The sequence below is a fragment of the Bradyrhizobium stylosanthis genome (genome assembly GCF_001641335.1).
GTDB lineage: Bacteria > Pseudomonadota > Alphaproteobacteria > Rhizobiales > Xanthobacteraceae > Bradyrhizobium > Bradyrhizobium stylosanthis.
The window spans coordinates 1,396,660-1,417,676 of the sequence record NZ_LVEM01000003.1 but is presented as its reverse complement, the minus strand read 5'-3'; the positions used below and the strand labels follow the sequence as shown (position 1 = coordinate 1,417,676).

Here is a 21,017-nt window from a genome sequence, read left to right as displayed (position 1 = left end):
TTAGGTGAGAAATGCAGATTACCTTGTTGAAAGGCAAAATTCACTGCGCATCGGTGACCGAAGCCAATCTGCACTACGAAGGCTCGATCTCAATCGATCGAGCGCTGCTGGACGCGGCAGGAGTCCTGGTGAACGAGCGTGTCGAAATTCACAACGTCGAAACCGGCGCGCGGTTCGCCACTTTTGTCACCGAAGCGCCGCGCGGCTCGGGCACCGTAGACTTGAACGGTGCGGCTGCGCGACTGGCGCTAACCGGAGACAAAATTAGCATCTTTGCATACGTCTTGCTTGATGAGGCGGAAGCCAAGACTTTCAGACCCCGCATTGTGCTCGTCGATCGAGAGAATCGAATATTGCCGGTTTGATCGCCAAGCGACGCTGAAGCCGTTTTCTGCGCGCTGGTCAGAATTTTGCGCGATTTCAAAGCCCTCAGAGTGCACAATGAATTCAATCCAGGAGAGAAATTGTGCCCCTTATACCTTGGCGTTGAACGTCCTGAAGGAAGACCACAGATTGCGCAGCCTCACTCCGCGTGCAGGAATTGATTTCACGTCGAACGACTAGTTCATGTTCCGCAGAACCGTCTAAATCTGAAAGACCTCCGTCGGTTTAAGCACGGAGGGAGCGTGGGGAGGCCGCGCGTTATGGCCTGGTGATTGCAGGTCGAATCGTTTGGACCTCGCGTGATACGAGAACGGCCACCAAAGCCGACCTGCGGTTGATTTTCGAGGGAGAACGAGGTGCTTCCTTCCGTCGAGCCGTATGCCAACACCATCGACAGAGAAGTCGCGAACAATAGAGTGGCGCGCGTCCTGTCATCCAGTCGCGGCTCGGGAACGGTGCTCGCCTTGGCGGGGCCGCCGCTCGTCGAAGCGGCGGCCCCTTGCCGCGAAGGAGCCGGCTACGCAAAACATCGGGACCTCGGCGGCTCGTCAGGATGGCCGCGGTTGATGCGGGCGACGACGAGCTTTGCCCATTAGCATTACCGGTTATGGTTTCCAGCGTGCAGTGTTGCAGTGCTGCATGCTACTGTCGTGATCTGGTAAATGGGCCATTTAAAGCAACTGCTTGTTTGAGGGATAGATGTCGCATTCGGTTGAGTTGATCGTCAACGGCTATATCAGGCTAAGAGATCGTGGGGCGCTAGAGGACCTTCTTGCGCATCGGCGGGAGCTGCTGAGGCAACTAAGAAGCGTAACCGGCATCGATCCAGGGCAAGTTGCCGAGCAGGTAACCCAAGAAATCTCAGTTATCGAAGCTGGACTTGCGACGATCGCGCCAGAATGATTGGCGCCCCCCGACCATTGAGTTGAGCCGAGCAACTTGCAGCGGCCCCGTCGCTGCTTCCTCCACTCCCTTCCCGGGTTGACCAGGGTCGACAAGGGCGAGCAAGGCGATCCTGACGCAATATAGGCGGCTGCGGACAGCGTCTCGCGCAATAGCGCTTTTCAGACAAGCAAAGCGCCGCGCCGAGTATATCAGCGCGACGACTTCGTCTTGGCTAAACCAGGACGGGCGATGGGTGTGTGGAGCTTAGTGCCCTGCAGAACCGCTGCAGCGAAACGCTTGCATTCAGTTTGATGCCGCCGCAGCAAGTTAGTTCTGGTACTGGCATCTGCAGCCGACGTTGGCTGCACGCGTGTCAGTTGGGTCGGCAGGCATATGGCCTATCGGGAGAATTGATGGTTGCCAAGGCGCCGCGGCCAGGATCAAAACTAAGCCCTCGCTGGGAATCCACGGGGCCGCTGGGCTTTCGTCTTGCGGTTCACTCGCTCACCTTCTTAGGCGGATCGAGAAAATCGAGGGCGGTCCTTATCTTTTCAAGCTGCTGCTCGATCTTTTCGCGCTGCCGAACGTCCTGGGTAGAATCAAGTTGCTCGATGAGCTTCTGCTTTCGGGCAAGCAGATTCTTTATAACCGTTGTCATCTGACCTCCGTGTACAGCTCGCAATCTATCGCGGATGCCGCCTATTCCTTATCTTGATCCAATACGGCTAATTCCATGAGCCAGGAAGCAAAGCAATGAGCTTGCGGTCGCTGAAACGCAGCACGCGCCCGATTTCGACAGTAGAGAGGATCGACCTGACGCATATAACATTTTACCAGCTCGACTTTCTGGGCAGTGACAGGATTATCTTTAATCGCGGGGACGGCAGGGGGATCGGCTTGAAAGTCTGTCTAGCCGCCATCATCAAATCGTCATTTGCAATAGCGTGGGATGAGATGAGCACTACAACAGCAGCAATAGACGGCTTGCGCATTGCGTGGGACTTCCGGATTTATTGCCGCAGCTACCGAAAACTGTTTATTCAGAGGGCGCTCTCTACATGATCACTGCCGCCATGCAGGAACTGAGCCATCCCCGCGAGTGAATCCTTACGGCGTTTCCCTGCTCAATGTTGGCTTGGCGACACATTGCCGCCAGCCCGACAAAAAGACGTTCGGCGCGGCATGAAATGTTGTGTTGCCGCTCTTGGAGCAGGCGCAAAGCAGCTCTCTCGAACGGCACATCAATTGCAAAGAAATAAGCACATCGCGGACGCCTGTCCGACGAATTCAAATGAAGTATTCTCAATCGGATCAAACTCGATGCCAGAGATGCTGCATTATCAACTTGGTCCGGCCGATTGAAGCTATGCCGTCTCCATCGCTGCACCGCGGTCGTCTCCAAACACCTAGCTTCCATATCTACGCGTCTGCAAGGCGGTCGGCTTGGCGGAGTTCGATACCGCTGGCTTCCTGTTGAGCCCGATGCATGCTGGCGCGCGTCATGACACCCAAGTGTTATGGCATCGTAGGAGACTTGAACTCTGATGAGGCGTGAAGAAGAGCGGATTAAGCGTTCTCATGTAAATGAGAGGTTATTTGAACCATCGGCCCGCTGCCGCCGTACAACCCAACTACCCAGCACGCGTGTGGTCATCGGACAATGTTAGGAGGCCACATAGCTGGGTTCGGCTCGCCATACGCTCTCGAAATCGCGGCGGGCGCGTGGAAGAAGCAGCACGGGCGGCGACCGCCTTTGTCTAGCAACCTGCCGCGTCCACTTGCCTGGTGATGGACGTCTGCATCGATTTGGAGGCCTTTCTTCAAGAGTCAATCGGACATTGTGAGGAGAACCATGAGGTATGTATTCCGGCACTGGCCCAGTGCGCCCTTCAGTGCCGCAGTATCGCTGCTCGCTGTTGCGGAGGCGTACGCACAGGGACGTCTCACCGAACCGGCTTCACGCGTCGTGCTGTGTGTCGAACATAGTAACAAAGACTGCCCAGTTGATTTGCGGAGGGCAAACGCGATGGAAAGCGGCAAGTTCTTTCCCGCGATGAGGGGAGAGATGCTAGACCAGACTGCGGCGACCGATGTGCAGAACGCGGCGCCACCAACGGACGGTCACATCGCGGGCAGCAGCGTCAGCGGCGATGTACCCTTGCTCGATGAGCAGACACCCACGCGCTGGGAGAAAGTTCGGCTACACTCAGGAGCGAAGCAGAAATTCAAGTGGGAATACGCTGCGGCTCAACCGACACGGCGTTGGAACTACTTCATTACACGGATCGACTGGAATTCATCTTCTCCGCTCACGCGCGCGCAGTTCGAGGTGAAGCCGTTCTGCACGATTCAGAATCCTGGCCAGCCGTTTTGGGATCCGAATGCCAAACTGATGCCGCAGGAGCCTACCGTCCATATCTGCGACCTGCCAAAACGCACCGGCTATCACATTATTTTGGCGGTGTGGGAGATCGCCAACAGCCCGATGGCGTTTTATCAAATCGTTGACGCGACGTTTGAGGAACCGAAGTCGTCGAGCTCCAGTCACTAGGATTGACGTCGCGACAGGCGCCTGTCGCCGCCGAGGTTCACAAACGCTTCGCCGACCTGCACGGATCCACCACGGGCAGCCTTTTCGAGGAAAGGAAACGGAGATTGAGCTGACTTCGAAGGGACGCTCAGGCTACCGTCAGGCCCTCATCCTGGAAATGTGCGTATACCACTCAGTGGGCTGTCCGCAACATTGGCGTTAGCGAGGGCGAATCACCATGCTGTATCTCACCAATGACCTTGAAGCCGTGGCGCTCGTAAAAGGGAACGTTCTCCGGATTTGAGCTTTCGAGATAGGCGGTGGTACCCTCCCAATCACATCGTTTAAGAGCGTGTTCCATTAGCAATCTGCCAAGCCCGTGTCCGACCCAGTTCGGATCGGCGGCAATGAGCGGCAGATACCAATGTGGCTCGGGTGGATGATGTTCGGCCATTCCCAGCCGTATCTGTGCCATAGCTTCGGTGATCTCCGGGCGCAGGGATCGAGCCATAATTGCGTCGAGTGCCTCCTCATCTTGCCCCACGCCGGGTGGCAGCCAGAGCGCCGCGGCTCGAACCCCTCCCGTCACGTATGCCGTGCCATGCTCGAATGCTCGTCCACCGCAGGCCTTAACGAACTGAGGCATGATCGTAAGATATTGGTCTGAATCAGGCCAGCTCCATCGAGCCAATGGGTCGGCGGCAAAGCCGAGCACAAGTGTCCAGACGGTGGTTGCCTGCATTTTCGAGGACGCCGATTTGATGTCCGTCTCCGCTGTCATGACTTCTGTTCCAGGTCTCTATTTGGGCGCCAGAGTTGCAAAGCTAGAACGCACGACACGTGCCTCTGAACGGCGCAGATGGATGCGCTAATGGAGGTTTCGTCGGCTGCATCTCGTTTTCCGTTTCGAGCTCTTGTCTTTTCTCAGACGGTTGCGTTAACGACCCGGCGGGACAAAAGCTCGTCAACGGGCTAACCCTTGAACTGAAAGTTCTTAGCGAGCTTAGGTGCTTCGTGGGTCTAGGAGCGTCAACTCGAGCACGCACTTCCGAAAGTAGGCTGGCCTCTCGTATCGATAGAGCGTCGGCCGCCCCAATCGCTCGTACCGAGAGACACAGACGTTTTCGAGTTTGCGATGAGAGGATATCGCGGACCGACGCTTGGTAGGAACAGCTGCACCTGAATCGTGTTCCGATATTCGCCGGGCAGTTAGCAAGCCTCGCACGTGGAGGTCGCAGATACGCAATGACCTTCGATAACACCTGGACACCAGTGGTCTATTCCGGATGGGGTCTCTCCTTCAAAACGCGTGCCAACTGCGGGCCTCGGTGAGGCCATCCTCTGAATGTTCGAGTCCAGCCATTCTTGACATAAGTGGCGCTTGATCAGGAATTAGCCAGCCTGATCCTTATCGATGTCGTGCTGACGATGCGGAGCCTCAAGGGTCGGCCCAATCTGAGGAAGCTTAAGGGCGACTAGATAGACGAACCTCGATCTGGTGATAGACGAGAACTATCCCGTCCGACAAAAGCTGATCGCGAGCATAGAGATAAGATTGTCGCCTTTCATCCAATCTGAGCTTCTCTTCGCAATAAACGTCGCGTCGAATGGAGAATTACAAAATTGGATTATCTCAACGGTCGGAAAAATAGTTCGTCTTCGACTCGCGCTGGCGCAAGTTCTTTTGCGAGGATAGTCAGGCAATGATGCCGGCCAAGGACGCTCTTGATGCGCAACAGCATTGTCGACCAAGCGAGTGATTTGACGAAGTCCGCAGCTTGCCGCTGCGTTTGGGCGTCCTCGTGTTGACGCCATTGTAATGCGCGCGCTCGACTTTTGTCCGAGGATTGTAATGTTCCCGAACCAATAGCTTAAACGACGGATGTGAATAGCACGTGAGCCCCGTCCCGCCGGGCGAGACGGCTCAGCGTTGCCTGTCTCAGATTGTCGCTTTTCTCCGCGCAAGCCTAATTCTTGAGGGACAAACAAGATGACTGTGAACAACAATCCGATCAGATTCGCTTACTGGGTGCAGAACGTATCGGGCGGCCTCGTGATTTCTTCGATCGAGCAGCGAACCAGCTGGGACATCGATTACAATCGCAAGCTTGCTCAGATCGCCGAGAAAGCCGGCTTCGACTATACTCTGAGTTAGATCCGATGCACCGCCGGTTATGGCGCCGACAATCAGCACGAGTCTGTCAGCTTCTCCCACGCGCTCTTGGCCGCAACCGAGAGACTCAAGGTTGTCGCTGCGCTTCTTCCTGGGCCTTGGAACCCGGCGCTGGCCGCAAAGCAGATTGCGATGATCAATCAACTCACCAATGCGCGCGTTGCGGTCAACATCGTCTCAGGGTGGTTTCGCGGCGAATTCCACGCGAGCGTTACCGCCGCTCGGAGGAATTCATCGACGTGCTGCGCGGGACTTGGACCGAGGAAAAGTTCACGTTGAAGGGCAACTTCTATCGGTTCAACGACTATTCGCTCAAGCCAAAGCCGCTCGATCCGCTGCCGGAAATCTTTCAGGGCGGCTCATCGCGGGCTGCTCGTGACATGGCTGCTCGCGTGTCTAATGGCCTAAAGACCCAGGTCGATGACATCAGGACGAATGAAGAGGTTTCCGTCAAAGGCTGGCGTACCAAGATTGGAATCAATGCGTTCGGTATCATCCGACAGACGGAATGCGAGGCGAAGGAGGTTTTACGAGCGATCATTGACAAAGCGATCCCGGATGCGGTGCGCGTCTTCCATCATGAGGTCCAGAATGCTGGCAATGCCAGCCCCGAGCGCGAGGGCAATTGGGCCAAATCCACATTTCAGGACCTCGTTCAATACAATGATGGCTTCCGCTCGAACCTGATCGGGACCCCACAACAGGTCGCCGAACGATCATCGAGCTCAAGCAGGCTGGTGCCGATCTGATCCTGCGCGGCTTCCTCCATTTCCACGAAGAGGTCGAAGAGTTCGGTAAGCATGTGATCCCGCTGGTCCGCGAACTCGAGGCGAACCAATCCGTGCGCGCTGAGGCTGCTGAGTAGGTGGAAGGAGAGGCGGCCAAGTGACTGAGAGACTGAAGCGACTACGCTTCCTCTGGATGAGGTCGCGCCCAACCAAAGTGTCCGTCCCTCGAGGCGCGAACGTAGCGAGTTACGTGGGCCGGACGGATTGTGTTGCGCACACATGCCCGGCCCTTTGTGATGGGGCTCGCCAACTCGTAAGGAGTAGACCCTCTCGATCCTGGTAGCTGAACAGAATTCGACGGTCGCTCTACGCTTTTCGGCTTCTGCAGTCGTCCTTGAGAGTGGCCATGGTGTCTCTTCCAGCGCATCAATCGCCTTGCGCAACCGGGACGGAATTTAAGGCCATTCATTTCGGCGGCTCACTGCAAGCTCATCCAGAAAGAAAGGGCTGACGCACGCCGTTGCTTGAACTCGCGGAAAAGGAAAGAATGATCATGGCTACCGCCAAGCTGGCACACAACGTCAACCTCTATTCTCGAATCCATCGCTGCGCAGACACCGTAAGTAGAATAAGCAGGGTGCAAAAGGAGGAGAACTTGGGGCATTGTGGACCGACAACGCGGCGATCGTTGCCGCGGCCGAAAATCGGTCATCATTTATCTCAGTTCGTTAAAGGCTCACGAGCGAGCCTCATCTATCGACCTGTTGTCGTCAGCTCTATCATGTTTTGCAGTCACTTGCGCAGGCGCCGTGCCAACCAACTCTTCGTAAAGAAGAGGATCGGTCGCACCCTCGGTGTTGATCAGAAAAACTCGTGCATTCTGTCCAAGACCAATCTCGGCGCGCTGGATCGGATTGGAAGCAGCCTTCAGTAACGCTGCAAGGCCAACACCACCGCTTTCGCCAGCAACAACAGCCGGATCGCCAGCGTTCGGATTTGCCAACCGCTTCATGACGCTGATTGCGTCCTCATCGTCGACCGTCATGAAAGCGTCCGCTGTGCGCGAAAGGATACGCCACGCGATGAGGGATGGTTCGTAGCATTCGAGCATTGCCATCATGATAGATTGCCAGTAATCCACTCTGACAGGATGCCCAGCCCGCGCACCTTCGAGGAGGCACGCCGCCCGTGAGGGGTCGACAACGGTGAAGAACGGTCGATCGCTGCCGAACAGGACGGAAAAATGTCCGGCAATCGCACCGGCAAACCCACCCACGCCGCCTGAATGAAGACATGAGTCGGAGGTTCACGCAAATGGCGTAGAGCCTCACTCAATAGAGCAGTGTATCCCTGCATCACGAGCCCCGGGATGCGCTCGTAACCGGGCCAGGACGTGTCAGAAACTGCGGTCCATCTGTTTTCCGCCGCTACTCGGGTCGCCTCAGCTACCGAGAAGTCATAGTTGCGCTCGATGCGGATCATCTGCGCGCCAAAGCGAGCAATGGCGGCGACGCGCTCGTTGCTCACGCCTGAATGAACAAAAATGGCGCACTTCGCCCTAACTAGCTGGGCGCCGTAGGCAACTGATCTGCCGTGGTTGCCGTCGGTGGCACAGCAGACCGTCATGCTTCGCGCGACGGCCTGAACGTCGGGTCCGTGCAATTCTGACAGCTCAACATTGCGACCGAGCTGGCGAGCTGCTTCCTCAAGCACCAGGCGGATCACAGCATAAGAACCGCCTAGCGCTTTGAAACTTCGAAGGCCGAGACGATGACCTTCATCCTTGAGATGGATCGAACCAACTCCGATGCCACGAGCAAGGCTCGCCAAAGAATCCAGTGGAGTTTCCTTGTGTCCATCGCGACGCCTGAGAAACCGCTCAACCTCGCGAGCGGCTTCGACGCTCAGCATGTCGGCGTCAAGCATGGAGGGAAGTGCGATGATCGGCGTGAGAGTTGGGTAGGAACATAGTTCAATCTCCGCTCGTTGGTACGTCTTTATGGATTATTACATCGCGATGACAAAGTAGTTGGCTTCACCAGCAGCAGAAGCCGGAAATCGGCTAGTGAAATACATCTAAAAAGCGTCTCGGACGCCGAATTTGGGCGTCCATGCGCAGTTCATTGCATTAATCAGTATCAATCAACCGCTACCATGCAAGGGCTAGGCACAGTAATTTGGGGTCGGCAAGGAAGGCCGATCTCAGTCCGGCGGCGGCAGGGAGCTGAACATGGCCGGCCACTTCTACGGACTCGATATGGGCCCTCATGCCGAGACTTGTTACGGCACAGCAAGTGCGATCTGCAGCAAAGGCTTTGGCTACAATACAACCTGATGCGGCTCGGGAGCGAACTACCAGCGAGACCCCAGCCGTCAATCCGGCGAGGCGGACCGCTGGCCCGGAATCACACAATGCATGCGGCCGAATGGCCATGAGCTGAATTGACTTGATCAGAGACGGTAAGGGAACTCTCTCAAGGCTGAAGCAGGGGGACGGGCGAGCTTCTCGCAAAATGTGGCGCCTGAACGACGAAGCGGCCAGGTGGATCGGACCTGACGGCTTCAAAATCCGTCCCATGTCGTCGAGAGCCGTCATGGGGCGGGCCTGGTAAGGCGACTTGTTCTTCAGGTCGTTGCCCGCGGTCAATTCCGGCTGTCGTTAGGAGAGTCGCATGGCGGAGACCTTTAAACCGGGTGAAGCAGCCCAACGATCAGGACAATACGAGCGAGGCGGCCGCCCGTGGCGGACGGACCGGAGAGGAGCGCACCTTACCCAGGGCGAGCCACTTCCTCCGACTGCCGCTCCGGGCATGGGCTACGCCTTGTGGACCTAATCAAGCAGCGCAGCGGACGGTGAGAGGACATCATGGCTAGATGCACAGCACCAGTAAGGGGCCATCGCACAGCGAGCGCAGTAGCGGACTGCCCCGCATGTAGTGGCCGCTATGGCGGCTGCAGGTCGCCCTACACCCCCTCTTACTCGCCATCGTACGCCACTCCGTCCTACTCCGCGTCGGGGAGCAGTGGGGGCGGCCGAAGTAACGGCGGCGGGTCTGGCAGCCGCGTAAGGGCGCGATGGTCACGACCCGGTTTGTCCGTGATGTACACGCCGACCGAGGTGCGGGAACTCGCGCCGGTCCGCGAGGCAGTCGAAGCAGGGCGTCCCTTGACCTCGGGACGTCTTTCTTTGCCATGCGTGGGACGACCGACAAGGGGCAGCCAAGCAATTGCACGATCTGCTTGAGGCACGCGGTGTCAAGGTATGGTTCAGCGAAAAGGACGTTGGCCTCCGCGTGCCATTACTCCGCGCCATTGACAAGGGCCTAGCGAACTCGCGGATTGGGATCGTATTAGTGACCCCTGCGTTGCTGCAACGCCTCCCAAAAGAAGGCATCGTCGACAAAGAACTTTCGGCACTCCTGGCCGGTGGCGTCTCGTTCCCGTTGTGCATGAGACGACGTATGAAGCTCTCCGGGAAGTCAGCCCTATGCTCGCCTCGCGAACCGGCCTCGACACTGCGGAAGAGTCAATGGTTGACGTCGCGGCCAAGCTCGCCGATCTGGTAGCCCTCTAGCTCTATCGCTGGGGTTGAGATTTGGGGCACATCGCTGCATGTCCCTGAATAACAATGCCAATGGCCCCAAACTTCGAACTAACGGTTCGAGTTTTCAAGAAGCAGTTATCGCCGCACGCAGCAGTGAACGAGCTGGCCTACAGGATAGCTCTGATTTTTAACCCCAGTGCAGAAAGGACGGCTATTCTCGAAGATGTCGTCAATGAAGGAAACAAGCCGGTTTTGCTGAGGGGAGTATCGGATCGGGTTCGATTGGCTGAGTGGCTCGCCGCGCGAATCGGTGAAATCGAGCGCCTTACGGGAACTATGCCATCAATGGCCGTCCTGGCATGGAAGAAGGCGTCGAGCCTCTTGCATGAGAACTCGACGCGGGCCTTGCGGATCGGAGCCTCAGCGCCGTCGCTTGCGTTCGTGGGCAGAGCGTCGGACAGGACAAGGACATCCGAGTCTTCGACGTGCAGCACATCAATGGCACTAGAGTTCGAGGCCGTGTTCTTTATCGATGGCCTGGCCGATCGATTTTCAGACCTGTTCGATAATGCTGAGCCTTTGAGATGCCAACCGGCTATTTCTTGCGATTAGCACTAGCCGTTTGTTGACGTAGTGAAGAGCCTCCTCGTTGAGTCCTTCAAGCATGGTGGAGTTGAGGGATTGTCTTTTGATTGACAGCTTCCTGACTTCCGCCTGCGCCTTTTGGGTCAGTGATATCCGCAAGTATCTCGCATCTTCGGGCGAGGTCACGCGAGAGAGGAGCTCCGTTGTTTCGAGTCGCAGGCCAAGTGCGTGGCATAATATTGGCTGCGTTGGCGGCTCAGATCTGGTCGGTTCGCGCTCCGAGAAATCGTTATTCGAGAGGTTACCTCAGTCTGCGATCAGAATCGCATTGACCTGACCGCTTACCAGCAGCGGAGGATCGCGGTATGCCAAAAAGATTTGCGGAAGCGAACGCCGAAGACGAGCCTTTACGCGCAATCATCTTCAGTCCTCGCCTAATGTCAGAAAGGCGTGGTAAGCCTGCTGGATACCATCCTTCAGAGAAGTTTTCGCGTGCCAGCCCAGCTCTGCGAGACGGCTGACGTCGAGCAACTTACGCGGCGTACCGTCGGGGCGAGAGGCATCGAACGCGATCTCGCCTTGATAGCCAACAATCTCCGCCACAAGCCGAGCGAATTCTGCAATCGTTATGTCTTCGCCGGTTCCTATATTGATCAGCTCCGCGCCCGAAAAGGTCTTCATGAGGTGGACGCAGGCATCCGCCATGTCGTCGACATAGAGAAATTCGCGGCATGGTGTGCCGGTGCCCCACACCAGGACGCGTTTTGCACCAGAGACCGTGGCTTCATGAAAGCGGCGGATCAGAGCTGCGACCACATGGCTATATTCGTAGCGGTAGTTGTCGCCGGGACCGTAGAGGTTGCTCGGCATCACGCTGATGAAGTCGCTTCCGTACTGACGGCGGTAGGCTTCCACCATCTTGATGCCGGCGATCTTGGCGATCGCGTAGGGCTCGTTGGTCGGCTCGAGCGGGCCGGTCAGCACCGAATCCTCGCGCAAGGGCTGCGGCGCCAGTTTTGGATAGATGCAGGATGAGCCAAGGAACATCAGCTTCTCCACCCCATTCAGATGCGCGGCATGGATGACGTTCGTTGCGATCGCGATGTTGTCGTACAGAAACTCGGCGCGCAGCGCGTTGTTGGCGACGATGCCACCAACCTTGGCGGCAGCCAAAAATATCACCTGTGGCCGCGTCTTGGCGAACCAGCCGAACACCTTCGCCTGGTCGCGCAGATCGATCTCGTTTCGCTCCACGGTGACGAGCCGCACCTCCTCCTGTGCGAGCCGACGCGCGAGCGCGCTGCCGACCATGCCGCGGTGGCCGGCTAAATAGACTGTCTTCCCTTTCAGCTCAAACGGTGCGCTTGCCATTTTCCGCTTCCCGTTTCGCCTCGGCAAGATCGCTCGCGACCATCTCCTTCACCAGTTGCGCAAAGCTGCGCTTTGGCTTCCAGCCAAGCTGTTCGCGCGCCTTACTGGCGTCTCCAATGAGAAGATCAACCTCCGTCGGCCGGAAATAGGTTGGGTCGATCCTGATCACAGTCTTGCCGCTCTTGGTATGGATCCCCGTTTCCTCTACCCCGCTGCCACGCCATTCGATGCGATGACCAACCTCCGCAAAGGCGAGCTCGACCATCTCCCGCACCGACCGCGTCTCGCCGGTTGCGAGCACGAAATCATCGGGCTTTTTCGCCTGCAGGATCATGTGCATGCCTTCGACGTAGTCGCGTGCATGCCCCCAGTCGCGCTTGGCTTCGAGGTTGCCAAGATAAAGCGTATCCTCAAGGCCGACCTCAATGCGCGCAACGGCGCGGGTGATTTTGCGGGTAACAAAGGTCTCGCCGCGAATTGGGCTTTCGTGATTGAACAGAATGCCGTTACTTGCGAACATGCCATAGGCTTCGCGGTAGTTCACCGTGATCCAATAGCCGTAAAGCTTTGCCACACCATAGGGCGAGCGTGGATAAAACGGAGTGCTCTCCTTCTGGGGGACTTCCTGAACTAGGCCGTAAAGCTCGGATGTGGACGCCTGGTAGAAGCGCGTCTCCTTTTCCAGACCAAGAATCCGGATCGCCTCGAGAAGGCGCAACACACCGATAGCGTCAGCGTTTGCAGTATATTCGGGGCTTTCAAAGCTGACGCCGACATGGCTCTGCGCGGCCAGATTGTAGATCTCGGTCGGCCTAATCTGCTGGACCAAGCGGATCAAGTTGGTCGAATCGGTCATGTCGCCGTAGTGCATCAGAAACGGCACATTTCCGGCATGCTGGTCCTGATACAGATGATCGACGCGCGCGGTGTTGAAGGAAGATGACCGCCGCTTGATGCCATGCACGACATAGCCGAGCGACAGTAGATATTCGGAGAGATAGGCGCCATCCTGCCCGGTCACGCCCGTAATCAGCGCGACCCGCTGTTGAGAGTTCTCGTCAGTCAAATTCTACCCTATGCAAACGAACTGATCAGTTTTCCGTCCCCCACGCTCACCAACCGGTCGTGCGTATCCGGCCGGAACTCTGTTCGAGGGGCAAAACCGACGCGGTAATAAACAAAAGGCTGCCGAAGGACAGTATACGCTAGTATAGACGCTTACGACATTCTTGCCGAGTTTGTAGCCGCTCTCTAGTGTTTGGCCATGCAGAAGTTCAGTCACAGTCGCTCCGAGCGTGCCGCGCCGGCCATAGATGCTCTCCAGTTTCTACCCCTATCGGCAATCGCAAGCTCGTCCTGTTAGTTCGGCGCCGCAATCTCCATAACCAAAAAGATGGATCGACATCGTGAGGATCACGGTCAGAGCGAGCCAACGCAATCTGTCGAAAAAGCAATAAGGCGCGGAAATAATGCGCCGATGCAGGACCCCTTGCATCAATCCGAATGGAAGCCTTGCATATTACCCAGCGAGAACTCCAACCTTTTGCACGCGCCGCTCTGCCGGTAGCTGGAGAGAATGAGGCGGCGAATCGGCGAGGGCGACTGGGAAAAAGGGTGTCGCTCGCGTGATCCGCATAAGAAGTTGGGGCCATTCGTGGATGAAGCAGTAGTAGAAGCGATGTCGTGATCTAATCCCACTTGAATTTCGGATCCCGCAATCTGATTATCATGGTCATGAGGGGAAGGGGGATCTCCAATGTTGGATGCCGCTACCGCCGAACTTCTGCGCGCTGTCCTCGACGAGGTCTGCGCGAGCATTTCCCGCTATGAAACAGGCGTCCGCGCACATGTTGCCGCTAGGCTTCTCGAAGCCGCCACTAGAGGTGAAAAGACGCCCAGCCGCCTCAAACAGATTGGCGTCGAAGCGCTTCGCGAAGCACCGACCATGTGGCGGTAGGTGCGGACAATATGATGTCTCACTCGGGTGAATTTCCAAGTTACCGTCCTAAAGATCCCTGTGAGTTATCCGAGCGGCTTCGCATCGATGGCGGAGCTCAAGCGCGACAAGGCGATTCTAGCGACGAAGAGTGGGCCGAACGCACGGCGAGAATGGCCGCCCGCGTCCCGAACCGATGTTTTTTCCCAGAAACTCATAGAACGGAAGAACGGTGGCTGGCGTATTACTGACGAGGGCCGTGCCCTCCTCGATATGATGGAAGCGCGACACGTCGCTGCGCGGCTTCCGCCAGAAACGAACGAATCCGGCTCCGAGCAAGGAGAGGCCGATCACGAATAGAAAAATACGAGCCGGTGGTGTGAACGCAAAATTCAACCGAGTGTGAAAGTTGCGTCCTAATGTCTCAGTCCTATACTCTCTGCTTATGCTTTCGGCCCCGACAGGTCGCCGCGCCTTGTCCTTCCCGCTGACGGGGATGGTGTGGCGCTCAGTTTTGCGGTCTCTACAGAGGCCGTCGGAATTGCCTGATGCGACAGTTAAGAAAAGCAACCGAAACCATCGAATGATCCGACCTGTGCGGTGTCCGGCCGCCTTTTTTGGCTGCGCGCTCGGGCCTTATTACCTAGAGATTTGACCAACATTCTCGGATCTACTCAACGCTCTGACCGAGGCTCTGCGCCCGTCTTGCATCGAAATGCGCGTGAAAACGCCACTATCAGGGACTGCCGAGCGATTCGCGGCGGGCTCTCGCGTCAAGTATTTCCTGTTTGGGTTCGGGGCGTTTTCACGCGATCGCACCCTACTTGGAATGAAGCATAGCAGAGCGATTGAGGCGGCCCACAGCGCGAGGTATTCCCAGCAAGACGACTCACGCTCGGACGTCTCGCGTGCGATGGCAGCAGCCAAGCCACCCGAGCTCATTCCGGCTATGACGACTACGAATAAGCCAATGGCTTCCATACGTGCTCCGTTCAACCAGGCGTGCAACTGTAGCTATCGTATCTCCAGCTGCCTGTTGGGTATCCTGCGTCTGCGATCGAGCGGTCGTCTTGAGGTTGAGCGTTGGGTTCGCTCCACGGAGGGCTAATTGCGCGTTGTCATCGATACAGCGCCTAGCCCTCTAGTTTTGATTGGAAGGCCGACGGATCAGTGTGAGCCCGCCGCGGTCGATACTCGGGACAAACGGGAAAAGCAGGATCATGCGAACGCCCTCACGACGGGCTGAGGAAAATCCAACTATGCAGCCGAGTTCACCCGGTCGAGATAACCAAGTGTCCAATCCTTGTCAGCATCATTTGCTTTACGGTCCTCGGGAAAGCGGCGCGTCGTTAGCGTTGCTATAGAGCTGAGATTCGCGGACGTAACCGAGAAAGCGACTTCGTTGAACCCTCCCTACAACTTGACGTCACGTACGATTCAATTCCCCAAATCGTTCGTGAAAAGTTGTCCAAAGACAATTCGGGCGCAGGCACAATCCTGAATCGCTCGCGGCATCCTGTTGCACGATCACTGGTCGGCCGCTATTTGCGATATGATGTTTGCCTACCTAGCTTGCCGACACGCAGCTCTTGAGCAACATCAATGCGAATTAAGAGCGTCTTCATTTACGGTGTACTTGTAGCCGAACAACCGGTCCTCTCGGGTTGCTGAGGCTATGGGCTCGGATTGCTGCGCAGTCCGGGCCCACCGCTTGGGAAAATCTTCATGGACGGCACGTTGCTACTGAGGACAGAATTGCTCCTTGGTGGCCGCTGGCACACGAGCTGATTCGGAAAGTTGCAGCATTTCTGATTGAAAAGCTGCGGGTAGACGATTGGCGGGGGGCCAGGCTGTTGCCAAGCCTACGTGGGAGACTGCAGCCAATTGTTGGCTTGGTGACAATTCGAATGGCTTGATGCTCAGAAAAGCTGCCCCTTGAGGATGCTCGTGCGAATTGCTCGACAAGGCAGCGATGCGGCACGCTACTTGCTTTGTTCGACGTAGCATCGCCGCCCAGCCTGGTGATGCAGGGGCGGGCCGGCGCACCCCTGCTCGTCCGTCAGGCCCGCCCTGTTCAGCTCTGTGAGTCAGGGACTCGCATCGCCGTGGCGGCAATACAAAAACTTGAGACGGCCTAGGATTGAAGGCCGCCCGAAGGGATAGTCGAATGAAACGCTTGGACCAATCGCAGCCGCAGTATCGCTTGTTGTGTTCGGGCCTCAACATGCGAAGACCATTGTCCGGTCTGCGACGTATCGTCGGCATTGTGGCGTTGCGGCCACCAAGCTTGGCCTTCGCTTAGACAGCGCCAATCCACTAACACCAACGTCTGATCCGGGGTGTCCGTCTCCCGGTCTGAGATCTGGCATTTTATCCCAAATCTCACAGCTATTGGAGAAATAGCCGATGCACATCGTCGTCTGCATAAAGCAGGTTCCGGACTCCGCGCAGATTCGGGTCCATCCCGTAACGAACACCATTATGCGCCAGGGCGTACCGACAATCGTCAATCCTTTCGATTTGTTTGCGCTCGAGGCCGCCATGGAGCTACGCGATAAGTTTGGCGGCGAGATCACTGTGCTGACGATGGGCCCTCCAGCCGCCGAAGATTCGCTGCGAAAAGCGCTGACCTTTGGTGCAGACCGCGCTGTGTTGCTCACCGATCGTGTTTTCGCAGGCGCTGATACGCTGGCGACGACTTATGCGCTAGCGGCGGCCATTCATAAGATCGGAGAAGAGTACGGCCCGCCAGACCTCATATTCGCTGGTAAGCAGACGATCGATGGCGACACCGCTCAGGTGGGGCCCGGTATTGCCAAGCGGCTTAGCGTAGTTCAGCTCACTTACGTCGCCCAGATCACGAGCCTGGATCTCGAGGCCCGCGCAATAGAGGTGGAGCGACGTTCGGAAGGCGGCGTACAAGTGCTGCGTACAAGACTTCCATGTCTCATCACCATGCTGGAGGCGACGAACGAGATCCGGCGAGGTGGAATGATCGATGCGCTGCGCGCCGCCCGTACTGACATCGTAAAATGGAATGCTCATGATGCGGGCATTGCAGACATCTCGAAATGTGGTCTTAAGGGCTCGCCGACTATCGTCAAACGCGTTTTTGCTCCCTCCAAGCGCGAGGAGAAGGCAATGCTAGTCGAGGGTGCCGATCAACCCGTGTCGGCGTTAATCGACGCAATTTTCAAGCGCCGGCCGAATCTTGAAACTGAACTTTCAGCCCTGGCGTACGCTTCCGACGTGAGCTCGGAGTGCTGAGCCTGAAATCTCTTTCGACTTTCGCGTCGTTGTGCCGCCCATGAAGCCTTGGTACAAGATCCTGTATGCCCAGGTGCTAATCGCCATCGTGGCGGGCACCGTCGTCGGCTGGCTATGGCCCTCCGTCGCCACCAACGACTGGGTCAAGGCAATGGGGGACGGTTTCGTCAAGCTGATCAAGATGGTGATCGCCCCGATTATCTTCTGCACTGTCGTCTCCGGCATCGCCCATATTCAAGACGCCAAGAAGGTCGGCCGCATCGGCGTCAAGGCGTTGGTCTATTTCGAGATTGTCTCGACCTTCGCGCTCCTGATCGGGCTTCTCGTCGGCAATCTCGTCAAGCCCGGCGCAGGCTTCGGCAGCGCCGCGGCGAGCGCGAATGCGGTCGCCAACTACGCCAGGCAGGCCGAGGGACAGAAGAGCGTCGACTTCATCCTGCACATCATTCCTGACACCGTGGTCGGCGCCTTCGCGCAAGGCGAGATCCTCCAGGTGCTGCTGTTCTCGGTGCTGTTCGGCTTCGCCATCATGGGGCTCGGCGAGCGCGGCCACACCATCCGCAACTTCATCGATGATGCCGCCCATGCTGTGTTCGGCGTCATCTCGATTGTGATGCGGGCAGCGCCGATCGGGGCGTTCGGCGCGATGGCATACACGATTGGCAAATTCGGTACCGGCGCGATTCTCAACCTGATAGGTCTGATCGCTACGTTCTACCTCACTGCCGCATTGTTCGTGTTCGTCGTGCTCGGCCTCATCGCGCGGCTCGCCGGGTTTTCGATCTTTAAGTTTCTCGCCTACATCAAGGACGAGCTGCTGATCGTGCTCGGCACCTCGTCGTCCGAGAGCGCGCTGCCGTCCTTGATGGAGAAGCTCGAACGGCTCGGCTGCTCGAAGTCGGTGGTCGGCCTCGTGGTACCCACGGGGTATTCGTTCAACCTGGACGGCACCAACATCTACATGACGCTGGCGACGCTGTTCATCGCGCAAGCGCTCGGCTTCGATCTGACCTTAGGTCAGCAGATGACAATTCTGGTCGTGGCCATGCTGACCTCAAAGGGGGCATCCGGCATCACCGGGGCGGGCTTCATCACGCTCGCCGCGACACTGGCGGTGGTCGATCCGCGGCTCGTACCGGGCATGGCGATCGTGCTCGGCATCGACAAGTTCATGAGCGAATGCCGCGCCCTGACCAATCTCTGCGGCAACGGCGTGGCCTGCGTGATCGTTGCTTGGTGGGAAGGCGAACTCGACCGAAAGAAGCTGAATGGGCGCTGCCAAAATCGATCCCATCAGGAAATCAGATTAGATTAGGGGCGTTACGCACCGGATATTGGGATGACAAAAGGGCACGAGACGGCAATCCGGGCGGCTGACGAACTAGGCATGACCGGGGGGGCACCCACCGATTCGAATTTTGCAGCCAAACCAAGATGCCGGCGGATTTCGAAAGCCGGACATAGCCGCTTTCTTGTAGCGGACATCGGCCGTTAGCCGCAGCTGCAGGGTATCTGGAAGAGACATCATCATATGTAGGATGCGCAACCGTCTATGCGGCGACAGAGTTGCCTTGCTACGGCGCCGCATCGAGACGAGCTATTTCTGGAGACGTGTTGTTAGTGCGTCAGCGTCTGCCGAGCACCGAATATCCTCAATGTCCCGAGATAGCGTGAGTGCTTCTCCTCTAATAGCTGCTATGGCCGAAAGATCTGGAATCTGACATTCAGGTTCATTCAGGCGTTCGTTGAGGACTTCTAGCTGACTCTGAAGTCGGTCGATGTCCGTATCATCGGCGTGTTGTTGGAGATTTAGTAGTTCAGACACGCCGCGCTCGCATAAGTTGTCCCCTTTTTGGCTCGCGCTGTGTCTTAACGATGTTTCGTGGCTGAATTGGGAACTGCTCGTCGAATGCTTGGCGCTTTGAAGTCGCACCAGACCTGCTTGTATCTGCCATCTTCGCAGCCGCGACCGTCGTGTAGACGGGCAAGCTAGGGCTTCGCCAAGCCGCCGGTCTGGCTGGTCGTGAATAAGCGTTGGGAGTGGCTTGAATCTGACGTTACGTTAGGTTGTAGGACTGGAGACATTCGCGATCGACTTACGCGCCAATAGGTGGGTCGAGTGGTCGGCGCTCGGAGGAGAGTTGACCGGCTGTGTGGGATCAAACACGTGTCAAGAGCGTTCAAATCAATGCGCGATGAACGGCACAAGCGAGATCAAGGTCGCTGTGGTCGGAGCGTTCGTATCGAAGCGCCCGCACGCGGCCTCCAAGGGTGGGACGACCCCTTGAGGTCGGACGCGGCGCGTCCGTCTCGTTGGGGGCGGATGCTTGGCGACCTCGGTAGGCTGGGCAGAATGAAGATAGGACCGTGATAGCACCATCGGATCAAATAAGGGCCGTTGGTGGACTGCGCCATGTCCGTCGCTTTCCCGAAATTCTGCGGGATGTCTTGGTCTTAATCGAACGACGGCCGCGCCGAACACATCATCCTAGAGGATAGAGGCGCTAGTAGGCAAATCGCCCATCACGGGCCGCTCGGAGATTCGCGGTGAACTTAACAACGGAGCTCGGCGTTAAGGTCGCGCTGATGGCTTATCGGTGAGCTAGTGCCTTGATGCTGGTGCTTGGGAAGCTCGAAGCGAGAGCGGGTCGTTCAAATCGTATCAATCGGAGAAGCCAACAAAAGTGGCGGCAAACGTGGCATTTCCTGTCGCTGCATTTGGTCTTTGCCCAGCTTCTACCGGATCGCGCATTGATCGAATCAGGACGAGCACGACGGAGCGGAGCTGAACACGCGGGACACGGCGCGTCGCGATTGATGATTAAAAGTGAACGAATCAGAAGCAGAATGGTCTTGTCAGTCAGGAAAAGTGTGCGGCTTGAGTCCGGGCAGGACGTCCTGCCACATCCGCTTGCAGATCATGAAATTAGAAGAAAAGTACAAGCATCGCTCGTCAGTGCTCGTCTGACGCGAAGGAAGAGTCTGAGCGCGACATCATGAGTCAGAGCGGTGTATCTACGCGGCAAAGGAGGTAGCATGAGAGCGCAAATTGGGGACCAGCTCGAGGGCGGTCGTGTACGATATGGACAATTCGCCAGCGCTCCGGGATCAGGTCCTTGCGGTCTCTTCATTGTGCAGGGGCCTTGCGGCTGTGAACTAAAGATCATTTCACTGCTCCATCCGCATTGGGAACATGTCTCCGTGTCGATACCGCGGCGCTGTCCGAACTGGCAGGAGATGTGCTTCGTCAAGGATCTGTTTTGGGATGGGGAAGAGTGCGTCATGCAGCTTCATCCGCCTCGGTCCGAATACGTGAATAACAACCGCTACTGTCTGCATCTTTGGAGGCCGACTTGTCAGGAAATTCCAACGCCACCCTCGTGGCTCGTTGGCATAGTCGGGATTGGTCCATCTGAGGCAGCGAGCCTGGCGGCACAAATAGGGGGCGGATGACTCCGACGAATGGGAACTGTGTTGAGGGAGCTCGCCCGATCAAGGGGTGAGGCCGCTTATCTTCCGCGGCAAGTGCGCCGCATGCGGGTCCGGTCCGCGGACAGGAAGCATGGACGGTCACATCGATCCATTTTGCGGTTCACAGGAGCATCGCGTGGATA

12 protein-coding genes and 3 pseudogenes are annotated in these 21,017 nt (G+C 57.1%); 10 read left to right on the top strand and 5 right to left on the bottom strand.

All coding sequences use genetic code 11. The annotated features are described in order from the left end of the window. Positions 1 to 11 precede the first annotated feature (11 nt). Entirely contained in the window at positions 12 to 365 is a 354-nt protein-coding gene (panD, locus tag A7X65_RS26235; protein ID WP_063690546.1) for an aspartate 1-decarboxylase, read from the top strand. A gap of 718 nt (positions 366 to 1,083) precedes the next feature. After that, a complete protein-coding gene (locus tag A7X65_RS40885) occupies positions 1,084 to 1,287 on the top strand; it encodes a hypothetical protein (protein ID WP_082885055.1) in 204 nt (67 codons plus the stop codon). A 478-nt stretch (positions 1,288 to 1,765) separates the two neighbouring features. Here A7X65_RS40885 and A7X65_RS42790 read toward each other — a convergent pair whose 3' ends face one another. After that, the gene (locus A7X65_RS42790; RefSeq protein ID WP_167358288.1) at positions 1,766 to 1,927 is read right to left on the bottom strand and encodes a hypothetical protein; all 162 of its coding nucleotides are present in this window, start codon (positions 1,925 to 1,927) and stop codon (positions 1,766 to 1,768) included. A 95-nt stretch (positions 1,928 to 2,022) separates the two neighbouring features. On the opposite strand from A7X65_RS42790, the gene A7X65_RS26230 reads away from it, so the two are divergent. Both A7X65_RS26230 and A7X65_RS26225 read left to right on the top strand, forming a co-directional pair. Then, positions 2,023 to 2,331 (top strand): hypothetical protein, encoded by a 309-nt coding sequence (locus A7X65_RS26230; RefSeq protein WP_063690545.1) that lies wholly within the window; start codon positions 2,023 to 2,025, stop codon positions 2,329 to 2,331. A 790-nt stretch (positions 2,332 to 3,121) separates the two neighbouring features. Next, positions 3,122 to 3,820, top strand: coding sequence for a lytic polysaccharide monooxygenase (locus tag A7X65_RS26225; RefSeq protein WP_063690544.1), 699 nt, complete (start codon positions 3,122 to 3,124; stop codon positions 3,818 to 3,820). Between the two features lie 172 nt (positions 3,821 to 3,992). Here the strand turns inward: A7X65_RS26225 and A7X65_RS26220 are convergent, their stop codons facing one another. Next, a complete protein-coding gene (locus tag A7X65_RS26220) occupies positions 3,993 to 4,580 on the bottom strand; it encodes a GNAT family N-acetyltransferase (RefSeq protein WP_186467770.1) in 588 nt (195 codons plus the stop codon). Positions 4,581 to 5,789: 1,209 nt separating this feature from the next. On the opposite strand from A7X65_RS26220, the pseudogene sfnG reads away from it, so the two are divergent. Beyond that, positions 5,790 to 6,837: pseudogene (sfnG, locus tag A7X65_RS26215) on the top strand (dimethylsulfone monooxygenase SfnG). A gap of 599 nt (positions 6,838 to 7,436) precedes the next feature. Here the strand turns inward: sfnG and A7X65_RS26210 are convergent. Continuing rightward, positions 7,437 to 8,611, bottom strand: a pseudogene (locus tag A7X65_RS26210) (diaminopropionate ammonia-lyase). Between the two features lie 1,316 nt (positions 8,612 to 9,927). Between A7X65_RS26210 and A7X65_RS43725 the strand changes: the two are divergent. Then, positions 9,928 to 10,266, top strand: coding sequence for a TIR domain-containing protein (locus A7X65_RS43725; protein WP_347336390.1), 339 nt, complete (start codon positions 9,928 to 9,930; stop codon positions 10,264 to 10,266). Between the two features lie 986 nt (positions 10,267 to 11,252). Here the strand turns inward: A7X65_RS43725 and fcl are convergent. Next, positions 11,253 to 12,200 (bottom strand): GDP-L-fucose synthase, encoded by a 948-nt coding sequence (fcl, locus tag A7X65_RS26195; protein WP_063690540.1) that lies wholly within the window; start codon positions 12,198 to 12,200, stop codon positions 11,253 to 11,255. Continuing rightward, entirely contained in the window at positions 12,181 to 13,266 is a 1,086-nt protein-coding gene (gene gmd / locus A7X65_RS26190) for a GDP-mannose 4,6-dehydratase (RefSeq protein ID WP_063690538.1), read from the bottom strand. Before gmd ends, fcl begins: the two co-directional genes overlap by 20 nt. 918 nt (positions 13,267 to 14,184) lie before the next feature. Between gmd and A7X65_RS43320 the strand changes: the two are divergent. From A7X65_RS43320 to A7X65_RS43905, 4 genes and pseudogenes are all read left to right on the top strand, one after another. Continuing rightward, positions 14,185 to 14,454, top strand: a pseudogene (locus A7X65_RS43320) (hypothetical protein); the annotation flags it as partial. 2,088 nt (positions 14,455 to 16,542) lie between these two features. Further along, complete coding sequence (locus A7X65_RS26175) at positions 16,543 to 17,403, top strand: electron transfer flavoprotein subunit beta/FixA family protein (protein ID WP_063690536.1); 861 nt, start codon at positions 16,543 to 16,545, stop codon at positions 17,401 to 17,403. 40 nt (positions 17,404 to 17,443) lie between these two features. Further along, complete coding sequence (locus A7X65_RS26170) at positions 17,444 to 18,718, top strand: dicarboxylate/amino acid:cation symporter (RefSeq protein ID WP_063690534.1); 1,275 nt, start codon at positions 17,444 to 17,446, stop codon at positions 18,716 to 18,718. A 1,721-nt stretch (positions 18,719 to 20,439) separates the two neighbouring features. Beyond that, the gene (locus A7X65_RS43905) at positions 20,440 to 20,856 is read left to right on the top strand and encodes a DUF7694 domain-containing protein (protein WP_145669442.1); all 417 of its coding nucleotides are present in this window, start codon (positions 20,440 to 20,442) and stop codon (positions 20,854 to 20,856) included. Positions 20,857 to 21,017 lie beyond the last annotated feature (161 nt).